Origin of the sequence: Candidatus Planktophila versatilis (genome assembly GCF_002288265.1) — a bacterium.
GTDB classification, from domain to species: domain Bacteria; phylum Actinomycetota; class Actinomycetes; order Nanopelagicales; family Nanopelagicaceae; genus Planktophila; species Planktophila versatilis.
Genome location: NZ_CP016778.1, coordinates 518,800 through 536,647, shown reverse-complemented (window position 1 = coordinate 536,647; position 17,848 = coordinate 518,800). Strand labels below are relative to the sequence as shown.

Sequence of the window (17,848 nt, the reverse complement as noted above, 5' to 3'; positions counted from 1 at the left end):
ACTACCGGCGACCCAGCAACTCCTGCATCGCAGAAATCGGATCCCCAGACTTAACCAGCGCTTCACCGACCAATATCACAGAAGCTCCACAGTTTTGCGCACCCTGAACATCACTTCGGCTCGAGATTCCAGACTCGGCCACTCGGATAATCTCATCGGGAATCTGCGGGATGAGATCAGCGAAGGCCCGGGTATCGACATCGAGAGTCTTAAGGTTGCGAGAATTGATGCCAATCATGCGCGGTGAAATCTCCATCGCACTTTCTAGCTCTTGCGCAGTGTGAACTTCAATCAGTGAGGCCATCCCAAGTTCGCAGGAGAGGTCATAGAAATCTTTGAGTTGAGAACGAGAAAGAGCAGCAACAATAAGAAGCACAATATCGGCGGCATGTGCCCGTGCTTCTAGGAATTGATACTCATCAACCATAAAGTCTTTGCGAAGCACTGGAATAGTCACGCGCGCCCGCACCGCATCGAGATCTTCAAGTGAGCCGGCAAAGCGACGACGCTCTGTAAGAACGCTGACAGCAGATGCACCCGCTTCTTGATATTGCTCTGCTAGTGCAGCTGGATCTGTAATGGGTGCAAGTGCACCCTTACTAGGAGAAGATCGCTTTACTTCAGCAATCACATTCATCTCAGATTGTGAAAGGAATGCGTAAGCATCTAATGGTTTCGCTGCATTCTCCATCGCTTCATGAATCTGCGATAGCGGCAGTCGACGCATGGCAAGATCTTCACGGACGCCCTCAATAATTGAATCAAGAACGCTCATTGCTTTTCCTCTGTGGGATCGATGCCTTTATCCAGTGCGTTCCACTGGGTGAGAGTTCGCGGAGCTCGCTCATACCGAGTTGAGAGTCGAAGTCTGCGACTGAGAATAATGGCAATCGTTGCCACGCAGATTAGTGAGATAAGAATTTTCACCGTTTCTATCGCTTCATCTCATTGGCAGCTGCGATAGCGCCCAAAACAGCCGCTGCCTTATTAAGGGTCTCATCATTTTCGGCAGTGGGATCAGAGTCCGCAACAATTCCGGCGCCAGCTTGCACATATGCGATCCCGTTATGCACCAGCGCTGTTCGAATGGCGATACAGGTATCAATATTGCCGGTGAAATCAAAGTATCCGATTGCTCCACCATAGAGCGCGCGACGTGTGGGCTCAAGGGATTCAATAATCTCCATCGCACGTGGCTTCGGGGCTCCGGAAAGTGTTCCAGCAGGAAAGACTGAAAAGAGTGCGTCAATCGGTGACTTATCACTTGCAAGTTCGCCCACGACGGTAGAAACAATGTGCATCACATGGGAATACCGCTCGATATGCATGAAGTCAATGACTTCAACTGAACCAGGTGCACAGATGCGGCCTAAATCATTACGTCCCAGATCTACCAACATCAAATGTTCTGCCCGCTCCTTGGGGTCTGCCAGTAACTCTTCACCTAATCGCACATCTTCTTCAATAGAGTCAGAGCGTTTGCGAGTTCCCGCAATGGGGTGCACCATCACTTGCTTACCGGTCACTTTCACAAGTGCTTCCGGACTTGAACCAACAACGTCATATCCATCTTCAAATCTAAAGAGATACATATATGGGCTGGGGTTATTAAGGCGCAACATGCGATAGATATCTAGCGCATCAGCTGAGGTTGGCATAGCAAATCTCTGCGAGAGAACTATTTGGAATGCCTCACCAGCTCGAATCTCTTCCTTTGCGATTTCCACCTTGCTTTTGAAATCCTGCTCGCTCATATTGCGATCAAAGATAGGTTTATCAAACGAAGGAAGGGCCGACACGTCCCCAGCGATAGGACCGAGTAGCTCCTTTTGCATCCGGTCTAAGCGAGAGACTGCATCAAGATATGAATCATCGACTCGCTCACTTGATCCATCCCAGTTGATTGCATTGGCAATCAAGATGATGGTGCCATCTGAGTGATCCATGACAACTAGATCACTGGTGAGCATGAAGGCGATTTCAGGTAGTTCAATATCGCGCGCAGAACTTGTCGGCAACTTCTCTAGTCTTCGCACTGCGTCATAGCCCATATAACCAACGAGTCCACCGGTAAGTGTTGGTAGGCCTTCAATTTTTGGTGACTTTAAATGGGCAACACTTTGACGTAGCGCTGTCAGTGGATCAACTCCAGTCGGGACTCCCACTGGAGGTTTTCCAATCCAGAGCGCTTGTCCATCTTTTTCGGTCAGCGTGGTCTGACTTTTCACACCGATAAATGAATATCGGGACCATACTCCCCCGTGCTCTGCCGACTCCAGCAGAAAGGTCCCGGGCTTATTTTGAGCTAACTTCTTATAAATATTAAGTGGCGTTTCGCCATCAGCAAGAAGTTTTCGATAAACCGGAATGACATTGTGAGATTGTGCGTGCTTGCGAAATTCTTCAATTTTCATGAGAAATCACCAAGGCTTTGGTGAAAGCAAGTCTGGTCACCGGTGTGACAGGCGGCCCCCACTTGGTCGACGGTAATCAGAAGTGCATCGCCATCACAATCAAGTGCCACCGCATGCACCATCTGGGTATGACCCGATGTCTCCCCTTTAACCCAAATCTCATTGCGACTTCGGGAAAAGTAAGTTGCCTTGCCGGTTGCAAGAGTCAACGCGAGTGCTTCGGTATTCATATAGGCAAGCATGAGTACTTCTCGGGTATTAACATCTTGGGCAATCGCAGGAATCAGTGTTGTCGGGTCTTTTAAGAGCGCGAGTATTTCTGGGGAAAGTTCAGCTCTCATGTGCTCATTCTGCCTTACGCGCTCTGGGTATTGCGCACCGAATAATTATGAGCAGTCAGATATTTCTTCACATCCCCGATGCGATGCACCCCAAAGTGAAAGACGCTTGCTGCAAGAAGGGCATCGGCCCCAGCATCCAGCGCGGCGCTGAAGTCTTCCAGGGTTCCCGCCCCTCCACTTGCAATCAGAGGAACCTTTGACACGGCTCGCACTGCCTTGATCATTCCGATGTCATACCCGGCGCGAGTTCCATCGGCATCCATTGAGTTGAGCAATATTTCACCGACTCCTAGTGCGCACGCTTTTTCAACCCAGGTAAGTGCATCAATACCAGCACTCTGGCGACCGCCATGAGTTGTTACTTCAAAACCGGATTCAGTTCGTGCCCGGCGGGCATCGATAGAGATCACAAGAACTTGCGAACCAAAACGATCTGCAATTTCAGAGATGAGTTCTGGTCTAGCAATCGCGGCAGTATTGATACTGATTTTATCCGCACCGGCACGTAGTAAGCGGTCCACATCTTCCACCGTGCGAATACCGCCGCCTACCGTCAGTGGAATAAAAACTTGTTCGGCAGTTCGGCGCACCACATCAAGAGTTGTTTCGCGCCCGGCAACACTTGCAGAAATATCTAAGAAGGTGAGTTCATCAGCGCCCTCTTTGTTATAGAGCGCAGCCATTTCTACCGGATCACCCGCATCTACAAGATCTGTGAAGTTAACTCCCTTCACCACTCGTCCATCAGTGACATCAAGGCACGGAATGATTCGTACGGAAAGACTCATGATCGTGTCTGCTCGAGTGCTTGGGCAAGAGTGAAGGCACCGGCGTAGAGCGCCTTACCAACAATCGCACCTTCTAGGCCAAGTGAGTTCAGCGCCGAAAGTGCGGCGATATCTGCCAAAGATGAAATTCCACCCGATGCAACTACTGGCTTTGAAGTAACAGCACACACCTCTTTAAGTAACCCAATATTTGGTCCTTGCAGAGTTCCATCTTTAGTTACATCAGTAACCACATAGCGCGCACATCCATCACGCTCTAAGCGCTCAATAGTTTCAAAGAGATCTCCACCTTCTTTGGTCCATCCACGTGCAGCAAGCACATGTCCGCGCACATCAAGGCCCACCGCAATCCGATCACCATGTTCGGCAATCACGCGAGCAGTCCACTCTGGATTTTCTAACGCTGCAGTTCCAAGATTGACGCGAGTACATCCAGTTGCAAGTGCTCGCGCAAGTGATTCATCATCACGAATTCCACCGGAAAGTTCTACCTTGATATCGAGTCGGCCAACAACTTCGGCTAACTGCGCACTGTTCTCACCGATTCCGAAGGCGGCATCGAGATCTACCAGGTGCAACCATTCGGCCCCTGCTGCTTGAAATTCCAGAGCAACTTCCAATGGATTTCCGTAAGCAGTCTCGGCGCTGAGTTCGCCTTGGACAAGCCTGACGGCGCGACCATCTTTGACATCCACTGCTGGAAGTAGCTCTAAATAACTCATAACGTCTGCGTCCAATTCTTAATTACATGTAATCCGGCATCGGATGACTTTTCTGGGTGAAATTGGGTAGCGCTCAGCGCACCATCTTCTATGGCGGCAATGAAATCTTCACCATGATGGGCAAGGGTGGACATCACTCCCGCCGATTCTTTTGCTGCATATGAGTGCACGAAATAAAATGATTGATCTTCAACTCCTGCAAAGAGCGTGCTACCTGCAGCAGGACGGACGGTATTCCATCCCATATGCGGCAATATCGGTGCGTTGAGTTTTTCAACAGTGGCACCCCACATTCCAACTCCCGCATGCTCGCCATGTTCAATGCCGCGTGCAAAAAGGATCTGCATACCGACACATATTCCTAGTGTTGGACGCTTTGCTGCATAACGCTCACGCACAATCTGATCTCCGCGGACATTGAGAAGTCCTTGCATGCAGGCAGCAAATGCACCCACACCCGGAACGACTAAGCCTTCAGCATTCAGCGCAGTTTCATAGTCAGAAGTAATAAGAACTTCTTTACCGGATGTTTCAAAGGCGCGTTGCGCCGAGCGAAGGTTTCCAGAGCCGTAATCGAGAATTGCAATCACGAAGTTAGAGAGATCCCTTTGTTGAAGGAATCCCTGCAACTCGTGGATCAATTGCAACGGCATCGCGCAGCGCACGTGCCACCGCTTTAAATTGCGCTTCGAAAACGTGGTGGGCGTTGCGCCCTTCAAGAACTCGCACATGCAGTGCAATTCGAGCCTCTGCAACGATGGATTCCCAAATGTGCTTACCCAGTGTGGTATCAAATGTTCCAATCAATTCCACAATTTCTGGTTGACGGTGCACTAAATATGGACGACCCGAAAGATCCACAGCTGCCTGAACTAGAACCTCATCGAGTGGAACCATCGCATCACCAAAACGTCGGATGCCAGCTTTATCACCTAGCGCCTCGCGAAGAGCCTGACCAAAAGCAAGAGAGGTATCTTCCACAGTGTGGTGTGAATCAACATCGACATCACCTGATGTCTTCACGGTGAGATTAAATCCAGAGTGTTTTCCGAGCTGTGAAAGCATGTGATCAAAGAAGGGAACGCCGGTATCTACTGAGATCTCACCAGAGCCATCGAGGTTAAGTTCAACTAGAACACTCGACTCTTTCGTAGTGCGTTCAACGCGTGCTGTTCTCATATTTCTACTCCTAGACATGCCGATAGTGAATCTATAAATTTCTTATTCTCGGCCACATTGCCAATGGTGACTCTTAGGTAGCCCAATAATCCCACATCTCTAATGAGAACTCCTCTATCAAGCAGTGCCTGCCAGAGTTCAGGCGATGACTGCTCAAAACCGGTGAAGAGCAGGAAGTTGGCGCTGCTTGGAAGAACGGTGAGTCCCAATTCCTCTAACTCCTGCGCCATCTGATTTCGAGCGCTGCGAAGTTGATCCACTGTCGCCAATAGTTCGGTGCTGAAATCGAGGGCCACCTCGGCGGCAGCTTGAGTCAGAGCGCTCAGGTGATACGGCAAGCGAACTAAAAACATGGCATCGATTACCGATGGGTGGGCAACGAGATATCCCACTCGCGCACCGGCGAATGAGAAAGCCTTGCTCATGGTGCGAATGACGACCACGTGTGGATATTTCTCAATCAGAGTTATGGCAGATGCTTCATCAGAGAACTCTGCATAGGCCTCATCAACGACAAGCAATCCAGGTGAGTTGATAGCTAACTTCTCGATTTCATCGAAGGTGACTGCAGATCCCGTTGGATTATTCGGAGTTGTAATAAAAGTTAAGGAAGGCTTTGAGCTTTGAATCTGAGCAACTGCGCTATCGATATCAAGTGAGTAATCAGCTCTGCGAGAACCATTGGTCCACGCAACCTGACACACGCGCGCAATGAGGGGGTGCATCGAATAGGAGGGAGTAAAGCCGATAGCTGATCCCCCACCGAAGGCTAGAAAGAGTGATTGAATAATTTCATTGCTGCCGTTAGCAGCCCAAATATTTCTAGATGTGAAAGAGGTCGCAGATAGATTGTTCACAAACTCTGCCAACTTGGTGCGCAGTGCTAGCGCATCGCGATCTGGATAGCGATTTAAGGTACTAGCAACAGTTAATACCCGCGCGGCAATTGCCTGCGCCAGTTCAGGTGATGGCGCGTATGGATTTTCATTGGTATTTAAGACTGCATCGGCGGGTAACTGTGGAGCGCCATAGGCTGAGAGCTCGCGTAAATTACCGCGCAAGGGCAACCACGACGGCCAATCCTGACTCATCATAAATTTTCCAATCGAGCAGTCATCGCTTCACCGTGAGCCGGAAGATCTTCAGCTTCGGCAAGAGTAATGACAGTACTTGCAATATCTGTAAATGCCTTCTGGTCATACTCGATGAAATGTAGCCCTCGTAAGAAAGTTTGCACTGAAAGTCCACTGCTGTGACAGGCGCATCCCCCGGTGGGCAATACATGGTTAGAGCCTGCCGAGTAATCACCGAGTGATACTGGTGAGAAGCGACCGATAAATACTGCGCCAGCATTGCGAATCTGCAACGCATCGACACTCGCATTTTTTGTCTGAATCTCTAAATGCTCGGCTGCATAGGCGTTGACAACATCCAGACCCTGTTCGATTGAATCAACAAGTGCTATCGCCGACTGAATTCCTGATAACGCAGTTCTTATGCGCTCTGCGTGTTTCGTCTTTGCCACTCGCACCTTTAGCTCGGCAATCACAACTGCCGCAAGTGATTCTGATGTGGTTACTAATACCGCGGCGGCAATCACATCGTGTTCAGCTTGGCTAATTAGATCTGCCGCAACTTCTGCTGCGATTGCACTTTCATCAGCCAAGATAGCAATCTCAGTAGGACCAGCCTCTGAATCAATTCCGATGATTCCACGAAGTGCACGCTTGGCAGCGGCGACATAGATGTTTCCAGGTCCAGTGACCAAATCGCACTTGGCGCAGAGATCTTTCATGCCATAGCCAAAGAGTGCTATCGCTTGCGCTCCCCCGACTGCATAAACTTCTGTGATTCCAAGGAGCGCACACGTTGCAAGAATTGTTGGGTGTGGCAGGCCGCCAAACTCCTTCTGTGGCGGTGAAGCAACAGCGATACTAGATACTTTTGCTATCTGGGCCGGAATGACATTCATCATCACGCTACTTGGATAGACCGCGCGCCCACCTGGAACATAAAGTCCCACGCGATCAACCGGTATCCATTTTTCAGTGACGATGCCGCCATCGACAACGGTGGTCTTGGAATCTGTGCGAATCTGATCGTTGTGCACTATGCGAATGCGCGCGGCAGAAACTTCTAGCGCGGTACGAATTGCCGGATCTAATTGGGCAAGTGCGTCATCTAGTGCTGATTGTGGAACTCTGATTGATGCTGGTGTAACGCCATCGAATTCTTGAGCGAGTGCAATCAGGTCTGCTTCACTACCCTCGCGAACGCGCTTTAAAATAGGTTCGATTGCAACCATTGCTTGTGCCACATCTAGCGTGGCCCGTGGAAGCAGGCTTTGATAGCCAGCCTTATCAAGGCTCTTTCCACGCAAATCAAGGGTGCGAATCACGCCCTCATTCTACTTTGTTAGCGCTGCATCACGTGACGTGATTACCGATGCCTTAAATCCGGACCAGGCACTCCGGCCCCAATATTGCTTTGAGGTCGGCGCTCAAACTTGGCGATGATGTTACTAGCGCGTCAATTTTAAGAGTGGTGGTCTTCTGCTGATCTACGACGTGCAGATGGACTTCACGCTTTCCAGGATGAGAACGCAGGATCTCTTTAATTCGCTCAACAATCGGAGGTGTGACTTGCGTTGCTGGCAAGGTGATAAGTAATGGCCCTGTTGGTGCTCCGGAAATATCTGGCATCTTCATTTCCAGGGCGGTAAATCTGACTTGCTCATCAGTGCGCGAGAAGCGCCCCTTAACAACTACCACTCGATCCTCGGTGAGTGAGAGTGCATATTGGTTATATGTATTTGAGAAGAAGAGAACTTCAATCGCTCCTTCTAAATCCTCAACGTTTACAACTGCCCATGATGCGCCCTGGCGAGAAACTTTTCGCTGGATGCCGGTGATTAATCCACCAATGGTCACAACGCCATCGGCCGGACTTTCATCGAGTAGTTCGCTAATGGTCATATCTGTGTGTGAACGAAGCACATGCTCTACCCCGAGCAGAGGATGATCAGATACATAGAGACCGAGCATCTCTCGTTCAAAGGTGAGTAGCGTGGACTTATCCCATTCCGTCGATGGAATCTCGATATCCATACTTGCTACTTGTGAAATTGAATCACCGCCGAATAAATCGAATTGACCAATTGCCTCCGCGCGCTTTGTTTCAATGACAGAGTCGATAGCTTCAAGGTGAATAGCCATCAACCCCTTACGCGGATGACCTAAAGAATCAAATGCACCGGCTTTAACCAAAGATTCAATGGTCTTTTTATTACACACATTGGCATCAACTTTTGCCAAGAAGTCCCCGAAGGAAGTAAATGCCCCCTTTGTTGCGCGGGCAGTTTTAATCGAGGCAACAACGCCTTCGCCAACGTTGCGGATCGCAGCTAAGCCAAAGCGAATGTCCACACCACGTGGTGTGTACTCAGCATCCGATTCATTGACATCTGGCGGCAATACCTTAATACCCATGCGCCGGCATTCCGAGAGATAGAGCGCTGACTTATCTTTATCATCGCGCACACTAGTGAGAAGCGCCGCCATATACTCAGTCGGGTAATTCGCCTTTAAGTAGGCCGTCCAGAAAGAGACCACACCATAGCCGGCGCTATGCGCCCGGTTAAATGCGTAGTCAGAGAAGGGAATCAAAACTTCCCATAGCCGTTGAATCGCAGCTTCGGAAAATCCGTTGGATTTCATTCCTGCTTCAAATGGAATGTATTCCTTATCTAGAATCTCTTTATTCTTCTTACCCATCGCCTTACGCAATAGATCTGCGCGACCTAAGGTAAAGCCCGCCACCTTTTGTGCAATTGCCATTACCTGCTCTTGATAGACAATCAGACCATAGGTATCACCAAGAATCTCCTGCAGCGGAAGATTTAACTCAGGATGAATTGGCTCAACAGGTTTCCGTGAGTTCTTTCGATCGGCATAATTATTATGCGCATTCTCACCCATTGGTCCCGGGCGATAAAGTGCGATAACAGCTGAGATGTCAGCAAAGGAATCAGGGGCCATGCTGCGAAGAAGTGCTCGCATCGGGCCACCATCGAGTTGGAATACACCTAATGTGTCACCACGTGAGAGAAGTTCGAAGGTCTTCTTATCGTGCAGCGGTAAATCTTCAAGAACTACATCAATATTTTGATTTGCTTTAATGTTAAGTAGGGCGTCATCTAATACCGAAAGGTTGCGAAGTCCCAAGAAATCCATTTTGAGCAGCCCAGTAGATTCACAAGCTCCCATATCGAATTGAGTAATGATGGCACCGTCTGCTTCGCGGCGATGAATTGGAATCACATCTAATAAAGGCTCGCGCGAGAGAATAACGCCAGCTGCGTGCACACCCCATTGTCGTTTCAGGCCTTCTAGGCCTTTAGCAAGATCTACCACTCGCTTGGAGTCAGGATCTGTTTCATAGAGTTGTCTAAACTCCCCCGCTTCTCCGTATCTAGCATCTTTACTATCGAATACTCCAGAGAGAGTGATGTCTTTCCCCATCACCGATGGTGGAAGTGCCTTGGTGAGTTTTTCACCGATGGCATATGGGTATCCAAGAACGCGCGTTGAATCTTTAAGTGATTGCTTTGATTTGATAGTTCCATACGTAATGATCTGAGCAACACGGTCTTCGCCATATTTTTCAGTTGCATAACGAATCATTTCTGAGCGACGACGTTCATCGAAGTCGAGATCGATATCGGGCATGGAGATTCGCTCTGGATTCAGAAAGCGCTCGAATAAAAGTCCGTGCTCAATCGGATCAAGACCAGTGATGCCTAGTGCATAAGCCACAAGTGAACCTGCGGCCGAACCGCGTCCTGGACCAACTCTAATTCCGACATTCTTTGCATGTGCCACAAGATCTGCAACGACGAGGAAGTATCCAGGAAAACCCATCTTGATCATGACATCGAGTTCGTAATGTAAACGTGTGATGTGTTCGGGCGTTGCCTTATCTTTCATACGTTCATGCAATCCGCGTTCTGCTTCTTTGCGCAGCCAAGAATCTTCCGTCTCTGCTTGCGGCACAGTAAAGGCAGGCAGGAGGTTCTCATCTTCGCGTAGTTTCACATTACAACGCTCAGCGATGAGCAAGGTGTTATCGCATGACTCTGGAATCTCTTTAAAGAGTTCGCGCATCTGGGCCGGAGTCTTGAGATAGAACTCATCATTTTCAAATTTGAATCTCTTGGGATCAGCCAGCGTAGAACCAGATTGCACGCAGAGCAGAGCTTCATGGGCTGCGGCATCTTCATGGAATGTGTAATGAAGATCATTCGTTGCAAGTAATGGCAATTTAAGTTCTTTGCCCAGTTTAAGTAGATCGGCTTTGACGCGAGTTTCAACATCAATGTGGTGGTCCATTATTTCTAGAAAGAAATTATTGGCACCGAAAATATCTCGATAATCACTGGCAGCACGTAGCGCCTCTTTGTAATTTCCCATACGCAGACGCGTTTGGATTTCTCCACCCGGGCAGCCCGTTGTTGCTATCAGTCCATCGGCATATCTGGAGATCAGCTCGCGATCCATCCGGGGCTTGTAGTAATAACCTTCTAGTGAGGCAAGAGAAGAGAGCTTAAAAAGATTGGCTAGCCCCTGATTGTTCTCAGCCAAAATCGTCATATGCGTATATGCCCCGCCGCCAGAGACATCATCTTCGCCGCCATCGGCCCACTGAACGCGCTTCTTATCAAATCGTGATTCAGGTGCAACGTAGGCTTCAATTCCAATAATCGGTTTGACGCCTGCTTTAGTTGCTTGCTTATAGAAATCAAAGGCACCAAATACATTGCCATGATCTGTCATTGCAATTGCCGGCATTTCTTGGCGAGCTACCTCATTAACGAGATCACCGACGCGCGCGGCACCATCGAGCATCGAGTACTCGGTATGTACATGTAGATGTACAAACGAGTCTTTCGTCGATGCCCGTGAAGCTGAAAAATCTTCAGATGGCATGGTGGCGCAACATTAGCGCCTAAGGCAGAACTGCCTCGGATAGCAACGCCAAAGAAGCCTGTAGGTCGGGTGGGTATGGCGCAACTAACTCAAGTGCCACACCTGTAATCGGGTGGTTAAAGCGAAGCTCTAAAGCGTGAAGCCAAGGTCGAGACATCTTCATTTTTTTACCCAACACTGGATCTGCGCCATAAGTAGTGTCACCGACAAGTGGATGGTTTAGTGCCGAGAAGTGAACTCGAATTTGATGTGTGCGCCCAGTCTCTAACTCCACCTTCACTAGCGAAACAGAGCGGTAATACTCAATAACTTCATAGTGCGTGATGCTCTCTTTACCGGTTGCAACAACGGCAAAGCGATGATCTTCCTTTGGATGTCTATCAATCGGGGCATCGATAGTTCCAGATGAGGGATCCATATGTCCTTGCACAAGTGCGTGATAAGTCTTTTCAACATCATGATCGCGAAACATCTCTTTTAACTTTAAATAAGCTGCATCTGTCTTGGCAATAATCATGAGTCCAGAGGTGCCAGCATCGAGACGGTGAACTACTCCTGCGCGCTCTGCGGGGCCCGATGTCGAAATTGTGTAACCGGCAGCCATCAGTGCACCAACAACTGTGGGACCCATCCAACCTGGGCTGGGGTGGGCTGCGCAGCCAACCGGCTTATCTATGACAACGATGTCATCATCGTTATACACAACGGTAAGACCCTCAAGTGGAGTCAGTGGAATGGGATCTTGATTAAGCGGTGCCGGCAGAAGAACTTCAATGACTTGTCCAGCGGTGACTCGATCAGATTTTTGCATAGCTCGTCCATCTGATTTGATATCACCATCTTCGAGTAACTTCACTACTGATGTGCGCGAAAGACCAAGAACTCGCGTCAGGGCGCTATCAATTCGCTCGCCCGCTACGCCTTCAGGCACACTCAGCGTTCTTAACTCTCTACTCATATGTGACTACCTTACTGGTGTAATCGGTGGAACATTTCTGACGCTTAAAACGAATGCAATAGCTGCCGCAATCACGATTGCGCAGTCGGCAATGTTAAAGACCGGCCAATTCGGTAGTTCGATCCAATCAATGACATGTCCACGAAAGAAGGCTGGTTCACGAAAGGCGCGATCTGCGAGATTTCCCATGACTCCCCCCAGTAGCAGTCCTGCTGTGAGCTGCCACCCTCGAGATGAAATCGCGCGAGCGAAGTAGACAATTGTTGCAACTACAACAACTGCCAAGATTGAGTACAGGAGTGTCAGGCTAGTAGCAAAGCCAAATGCTGCGCCCGGATTTTTCACCAGTGAAAGTTGTAGAAATGAACCTAGAATCTTCTTGGGTTCAACTTCTAGCGCAGAAATTGCCCATTGCTTTGTGGCAAAGTCAAAGAGCCAAATAGTCCACGCTGTGAGAAATATCCGGCGCACCTTAGCGCCGCTCTTCCTTCTGCTTGCAGATCATGCACAAAGTTGCGCGGGGGAAAACTTGTAGGCGAGGTTTACCAATAGCGGCGCCACAATCTTCACAGAGTCCATAAGTCTTATTTTCAATTCGCTCTAGTGCACGTTCGGTCTGTAAGACCATGTCACGCGCATTGCTAACTAGCGACATCTCGTGTTCGCGCTCGAAAGTCTTTGTTCCTGAATCAGCTTGATCATCTCCAGCGCCTTCTCCAGAATCTGAAATCAGCTCATTCATCTCTTCTTCAACTCTTGCAAGTTCTATCCGCAAACGCTCTAGATCTTTTGAAATCTCGGCCTTCACGATCTTAAGTTCGGCTGCGCTCCATGGCGCTTCACCTGCAGCTGCAAGTACTGGCGTAGGTGCGGCCTTGATTGGCTTAAGTGGTGCAACCTTCTTTCCACTTTTTTCTGGGCGTGGTGGTGGTGGCATCACTAAGCGACGTTCTTCAACAACCGGTGCGGTTGTTGGTGCCATCACTGTTGCAACTGAAACAGTCTGTGATTTCTCATCTACCGTCAGGGTCGTCTTACCAATTTTCGATGGGAATGGGCGACCAGGTGCCTTATGTGCAGCGGCCTTCTTTGCCGCTACTTTCTTTGCCGGCGCCTTCTTCGCTACAACTTTCTTGGCAGGTGATTTCTTCGCAGCAGACTTCTTGGCCGGTGCTTTCTTCGCAGCAGACTTCTTGGCAGGTGCTTTCTTGCTTGCTTTTTTCGCAGGAGCCTTCTTGGCGACAGCCTTCTTGGTCGCCTTCTTTGCTATTTTTTTACCTGGCACGCCGCGCACCCTATGCTTTTTTCTCTTCGTAACCAACTTTGCCACGCATGGTTTAGACTTACAGTCGTAATACCTTGCAGGAAAAGTGCGTTGAAGAGGCGATCACCTCGGGAGCACGCTGGAAGATTCGCCCCAAAAAGGGTGAGGTAGAACCAGCCGATGTGAGCTAATAAAGAGGTATTGCCCGCATCATGGCGGTCAGTACAAGGCGGGTGGTACCGCGAACTGTGCGCAGTTCGTCCCTCCAAGAGTTCTTTACTTCTTGGGGGATTTTTTATGTCATCACCATTTCGCGCTATCGGCGCCCAGATTGATCTGCCCGCAATGGAGCACTCAATCCTGAAATTCTGGCGTGATAACGAAATCTTTGAAAAGAGCACCGCATCTCGCGCAGGTGAAGAACCATGGACGTTTTATGAAGGTCCACCGACAGCCAATGGAATGCCCGGAACTCACCACATTGAAGCTCGAGTATTTAAAGATGTATTTCCTCGTTATCAAACCATGAAAGGTAGATACGTCACCCGTAAAGCAGGCTGGGATTGTCATGGTCTGCCGGTAGAAATTGCAGTGGAGAAAGAACTTGGCTTTGCAGGAAAAGGCGATATTGAAAAGTACGGGATTGCACCGTTTAACGATAAGTGTCGTGAATCAGTAACCCGACATGTGGATGCATTTACGCAGATGACCGAGCGAATGGGTTTCTGGGTTGATTTCGATGAAGCATATTGGACGATGGCACCTGAATATGTTGAATCTGTCTGGTGGAGCCTGAAAGAAATTTGGAAGAAGGGGCTGCTGGTTCAAGACCATCGAGTCGCACCTTACTGCCCACGTTGTGGAACCGGGCTCTCTGATCATGAACTCTCGCAAGGATACGAGACTGTGGTTGATCCATCTGTTTATGTTCGCTTTCCCATCACATCGGGTGAACTTGCTGAGCTAAAAGCATCGCTACTTGTCTGGACAACTACGCCCTGGACGTTGGTATCAAATACCGCAATTGCCGTGCACCCAGATGTTGATTACGTTGTAGTCAAAGCAACTGTTGATGATGTCAGTGAAGTATTGGTAGTTGCCGAGCCATTGCTCTCGGTCGTTGCAGGTGAACACGAGATTCTCAAGACAATCAAGGGCGCCCAGCTTGAGCGCACCACATATACCCGTCCATTTACCTACGTTGATATTCCAGATTCTCACTTTGTTGTTCTAGCTACCTATGTCACAACCCAAGATGGCACAGGTCTGGTGCATCAATCCCCCGCATTTGGCGCCGATGACTTATTGGTCTGTCGTTCCTACGGATTGCCAGTAGTAAATCCGATTGCACCAGATGGAACTTTCTTACCTGAGGTTGCAGTAGTCGGTGGCATGTTCTTTAAAGATGCCGATAAACCACTGGTAAAAGAACTCAAAGCAAGTGGGGCGCTCTATAAGCACCAACCATATGAACATGAGTACCCACATTGCTGGCGCTGTCACACAGCGTTGATTTATTACGCACAACCTTCTTGGTATATCCGCACGACTTCCATTAAAGATGAATTGACTCGTGAAAATGCCAAGACAGATTGGCATCCAGAGACCATTAAAACTGGTCGCTATGGTGATTGGCTTAATAACAATATCGACTGGGCCCTTTCACGCAATCGCTATTGGGGAACTCCACTGCCCATTTGGCGTTGTGAAAATAAGCATGAAGTCTGCGTTGATTCCTTAAAAGAGTTAGGCGAGCTTGCCGGCCAAGAGTTGAGCAACTTAGATCCACACCGCCCCTTTGTAGATGACATTTCATTTGCCTGCAGTGAGTGCGCATCGGTCATGAACCGCGTTCCCGAGGTCATCGATTGTTGGTATGACTCAGGTGCGATGCCCTTTGCGCAGTGGGGGTATCCACATAAGCCCGGCTCGGTCGAGAAGTTCAAAGCTGCCTACCCAGCAGATTTTATCTGCGAGGCTATTGATCAAACTCGTGGCTGGTTCTACACCCTGATGACAATTGGAACGCTGGTCTTTGATCAAAGTTCATATAAGAGCGTTCTCTGTCTTGGCCATATTCTTGATAAAGATGGTCGCAAGATGAGTAAGCATGTTGGCAATGTGCTGGAGCCAATGTCACTAATGGATCAACATGGCGCAGATGCGGTGCGTTGGTACATGTTGGCAGCCGGTTCACCATGGTCTGCTCGTCGCGTGGGACACGATGCAATATCTGATGTTGTCAGAAAAACTCTGCTCACCTACTGGAACACAATCTCATTCCACGCCCTCTATGCCCAAGCATCTAATTTCGAACTGTCCCAGAGCCCGGCCCTAAAGGATCGTTCACTGATGGATCGTTGGATTATCAGTGAACTTAATGCTCTGATTACTGAGGTTGACTCTGCGTATAACGATTTTGATTCACAGGCCGCCGGTAAAGTGCTAGCGCGCTTTATCGATGATCTCTCTAACTGGTATGTGCGCAGATCTCGTCGACGTTTCTGGGATGGCGATGTGGCAGCACTTGCCACTCTGCATGAATGCTTGGTGACCTTAACGCAACTCTTGGCGCCGATGGTTCCCTTCATTACTGAACATGCCTGGCAGGAGCTAGTGCGCGTTGCCGATACCAATGTTTCAGATTCTGTCCACCTAACAGATTTCCCTATCTCTAATCCAAAACTTATCGACCGCGAACTCAACGCTCATGTGGCAATGACTCGTCGCGTTGTTGAACTAGGCCGCTCAGCGCGCGCTGAATCTGGAATCAAAATTCGTCAACCACTACAGCGCGCTTTGATCTCAGCTCAAGGCTGGGCCCAGTTGCCTGCCGATATGAAAGAGCAAATCTCTGATGAGCTCAATGTGATTGACCTGGAAGATATCGCCGATGCTGATGGGGATCTGGTGGATATCTCTGTGAAGGCGAACTTCAAATCATTGGGTGCTAAATATGGAAAGGCAGTTCAGGATGTCGCCAAACTTATTGGCGCAACCGATGCCACCGCACTTGTAAAGCAGTTGCGGAGTTCTGGATCTGCAGAAGTTGGTCAGTTCGCACTCGATCTAGATGACCTAGTCATTACTGAAGTACCAAAGAGCGGATGGATGGTTGCTAGCCATGATGGTGAAAGCGTTGCCCTCGACCTTGCACTGAGCCCCGAGCTGATTGCCGCCGGTCATGTGCGCGAAGTAATTCGACTCATTCAAGAGCGCAGAAAGAGTGATGGATTTGATATCTCTGACCGGATTCACGTTAAGTGGAGCGCACCTGCCGAAATGGTTGCAACAATTAATTCCAATATCGCACATATCTCAGATGAGGTTCTCGCACTGTCCATGACGGAGGATTCCACTATTGCAACTATTGAGAGTGAACTCGGTGTCAATGTCGAGCTGAGTAAAGCTTGATAGTTGTAAAGGGAATTACAGAACTATAAGAATTACTCGCTGAAGCAAGCTGAGCGCAATCAAGATCACGATAAAGGAAAGGTCTAGTGCTATTCCGCCCACGCGCAGTGGCGGTACGAAGCGTTGGACAAACTTCATCGGTGGATCGGTAACCGAATAAATCACTTCAAATATTGATGAGAGAAATGGTGATGGGCGCCAGTCGCGCTTAAACATTCTGACGTAATCGATGATGATTCGGGCAAAGAGGGCAAACTTAAATAGACCGATTACTTGCAGCAGTAATGAGGTAATCATAGAAAATAACCTCAGCTCTGGTTGAAGAAGCTTGCTTGCGCAGCGGTTTTATCGTCGTTGCTAACATTTACATTTGCAGGTGAGAGCAAGAAAACTTTGAGGCTAATTCGCTCAATGCGGCCATGAAGTCCAAAGACCAGTCCACTTGAGAAATCTACAAGGCGCTTGCGTTCACTCTCTTCCATGTCATCTAAATTGATGATGACCGGATTACCTTCACGGTAGTACTCGCCCACTTTGCGAGCCTCTGAATATGAACGTGGCTGCAAAGTGACAATGTTGTAATGAGCAGCTTGCTCTTCCATCATTGCCGGCTGACTTGCTGAATTGGAAACGCTATGTGAACCAAGAACTGTGACGCCTGTGCGTTCGCGTTGCGCACGTGGGGCAGCAGGACGTGATGGAACTTCTGCGATTGCGCCCTCTTGCTCGGTATCGACCAGGCCAAGGAAGCCCATCATTTTATTGAGTGCTGACATGTGAATAG

General features: G+C 49.1%; 16 protein-coding genes. 1 reads left to right on the top strand and 15 read right to left on the bottom strand.

The window, feature by feature from the left end:
• Window position 1 precedes the first annotated feature (1 nt).
• From trpC to A1sIIB76_RS02690, 13 genes are all read right to left on the bottom strand, one after another.
• On the bottom strand, window positions 2–775 hold the full coding sequence (trpC, locus tag A1sIIB76_RS02750) for an indole-3-glycerol phosphate synthase TrpC (RefSeq protein ID WP_095696968.1): 774 nt from the start codon (window positions 773–775) through the stop codon (window positions 2–4).
• Between the two features lie 157 nt (window positions 776–932).
• Window positions 933–2,414: an anthranilate synthase component I gene (locus A1sIIB76_RS02745; protein ID WP_095696967.1), complete on the bottom strand. Its 1,482-nt coding sequence runs from the start codon at window positions 2,412–2,414 to the stop codon at window positions 933–935.
• Window positions 2,411–2,755 carry a phosphoribosyl-AMP cyclohydrolase gene (gene hisI / locus A1sIIB76_RS02740; RefSeq protein WP_095696966.1) on the bottom strand — a complete coding sequence of 115 codons (345 nt, stop codon included), beginning with the start codon at window positions 2,753–2,755 and terminating at the stop codon, window positions 2,411–2,413. The genes A1sIIB76_RS02745 and hisI overlap by 4 nt, the downstream gene beginning before the upstream one ends.
• Window positions 2,756–2,769: 14 nt before the next feature.
• Window positions 2,770–3,543 (bottom strand): imidazole glycerol phosphate synthase subunit HisF, encoded by a 774-nt coding sequence (gene hisF / locus A1sIIB76_RS02735; RefSeq protein ID WP_095696965.1) that lies wholly within the window; start codon window positions 3,541–3,543, stop codon window positions 2,770–2,772.
• Entirely contained in the window at window positions 3,540–4,265 is a 726-nt protein-coding gene (gene priA / locus A1sIIB76_RS02730) for a bifunctional 1-(5-phosphoribosyl)-5-((5-phosphoribosylamino)methylideneamino)imidazole-4-carboxamide isomerase/phosphoribosylanthranilate isomerase PriA (RefSeq protein ID WP_095696964.1), read from the bottom strand. The genes hisF and priA overlap by 4 nt, the downstream gene beginning before the upstream one ends.
• Window positions 4,262–4,855, bottom strand: coding sequence for an imidazole glycerol phosphate synthase subunit HisH (hisH, locus tag A1sIIB76_RS02725; protein WP_095696963.1), 594 nt, complete (start codon window positions 4,853–4,855; stop codon window positions 4,262–4,264). The genes priA and hisH overlap by 4 nt, the downstream gene beginning before the upstream one ends.
• 4 nt (window positions 4,856–4,859) lie before the next feature.
• Window positions 4,860–5,444 (bottom strand): imidazoleglycerol-phosphate dehydratase HisB, encoded by a 585-nt coding sequence (gene hisB, locus A1sIIB76_RS02720; RefSeq protein ID WP_095684621.1) that lies wholly within the window; start codon window positions 5,442–5,444, stop codon window positions 4,860–4,862.
• The gene (locus tag A1sIIB76_RS02715; protein WP_190286257.1) at window positions 5,441–6,535 is read right to left on the bottom strand and encodes a histidinol-phosphate transaminase; all 1,095 of its coding nucleotides are present in this window, start codon (window positions 6,533–6,535) and stop codon (window positions 5,441–5,443) included. Before A1sIIB76_RS02715 ends, hisB begins: the two co-directional genes overlap by 4 nt.
• Entirely contained in the window at window positions 6,535–7,842 is a 1,308-nt protein-coding gene (gene hisD / locus A1sIIB76_RS02710; RefSeq protein ID WP_095684619.1) for a histidinol dehydrogenase, read from the bottom strand. Before hisD ends, A1sIIB76_RS02715 begins: the two co-directional genes overlap by 1 nt.
• A gap of 52 nt (window positions 7,843–7,894) precedes the next feature.
• Window positions 7,895–11,428 carry a DNA polymerase III subunit alpha gene (dnaE, locus tag A1sIIB76_RS02705; RefSeq protein ID WP_095696961.1) on the bottom strand — a complete coding sequence of 1,178 codons (3,534 nt, stop codon included), beginning with the start codon at window positions 11,426–11,428 and terminating at the stop codon, window positions 7,895–7,897.
• Window positions 11,429–11,447: 19 nt separating this feature from the next.
• Window positions 11,448–12,386: an RluA family pseudouridine synthase gene (locus tag A1sIIB76_RS02700; protein WP_095674703.1), complete on the bottom strand. Its 939-nt coding sequence runs from the start codon at window positions 12,384–12,386 to the stop codon at window positions 11,448–11,450.
• 6 nt (window positions 12,387–12,392) lie between these two features.
• The gene (locus tag A1sIIB76_RS02695) at window positions 12,393–12,857 is read right to left on the bottom strand and encodes a signal peptidase II (protein ID WP_095696960.1); all 465 of its coding nucleotides are present in this window, start codon (window positions 12,855–12,857) and stop codon (window positions 12,393–12,395) included.
• Window position 12,858: 1 nt separating this feature from the next.
• Window positions 12,859–13,671 carry a TraR/DksA family transcriptional regulator gene (locus A1sIIB76_RS02690; RefSeq protein ID WP_095697357.1) on the bottom strand — a complete coding sequence of 271 codons (813 nt, stop codon included), beginning with the start codon at window positions 13,669–13,671 and terminating at the stop codon, window positions 12,859–12,861.
• A 276-nt stretch (window positions 13,672–13,947) separates the two neighbouring features.
• On the opposite strand from A1sIIB76_RS02690, the gene ileS reads away from it, so the two are divergent.
• Window positions 13,948–17,064, top strand: coding sequence for an isoleucine--tRNA ligase (gene ileS, locus A1sIIB76_RS02685; RefSeq protein WP_095696959.1), 3,117 nt, complete (start codon window positions 13,948–13,950; stop codon window positions 17,062–17,064).
• A 15-nt stretch (window positions 17,065–17,079) separates the two neighbouring features.
• Here ileS and A1sIIB76_RS02680 read toward each other — a convergent pair whose 3' ends face one another.
• Both A1sIIB76_RS02680 and A1sIIB76_RS02675 read right to left on the bottom strand, forming a co-directional pair.
• Window positions 17,080–17,361: a YggT family protein gene (locus A1sIIB76_RS02680; RefSeq protein ID WP_095674700.1), complete on the bottom strand. Its 282-nt coding sequence runs from the start codon at window positions 17,359–17,361 to the stop codon at window positions 17,080–17,082.
• A gap of 11 nt (window positions 17,362–17,372) precedes the next feature.
• Window positions 17,373–17,840 (bottom strand): cell division protein SepF, encoded by a 468-nt coding sequence (locus A1sIIB76_RS02675; protein WP_095696958.1) that lies wholly within the window; start codon window positions 17,838–17,840, stop codon window positions 17,373–17,375.
• Window positions 17,841–17,848: the final 8 nt, after the last annotated feature.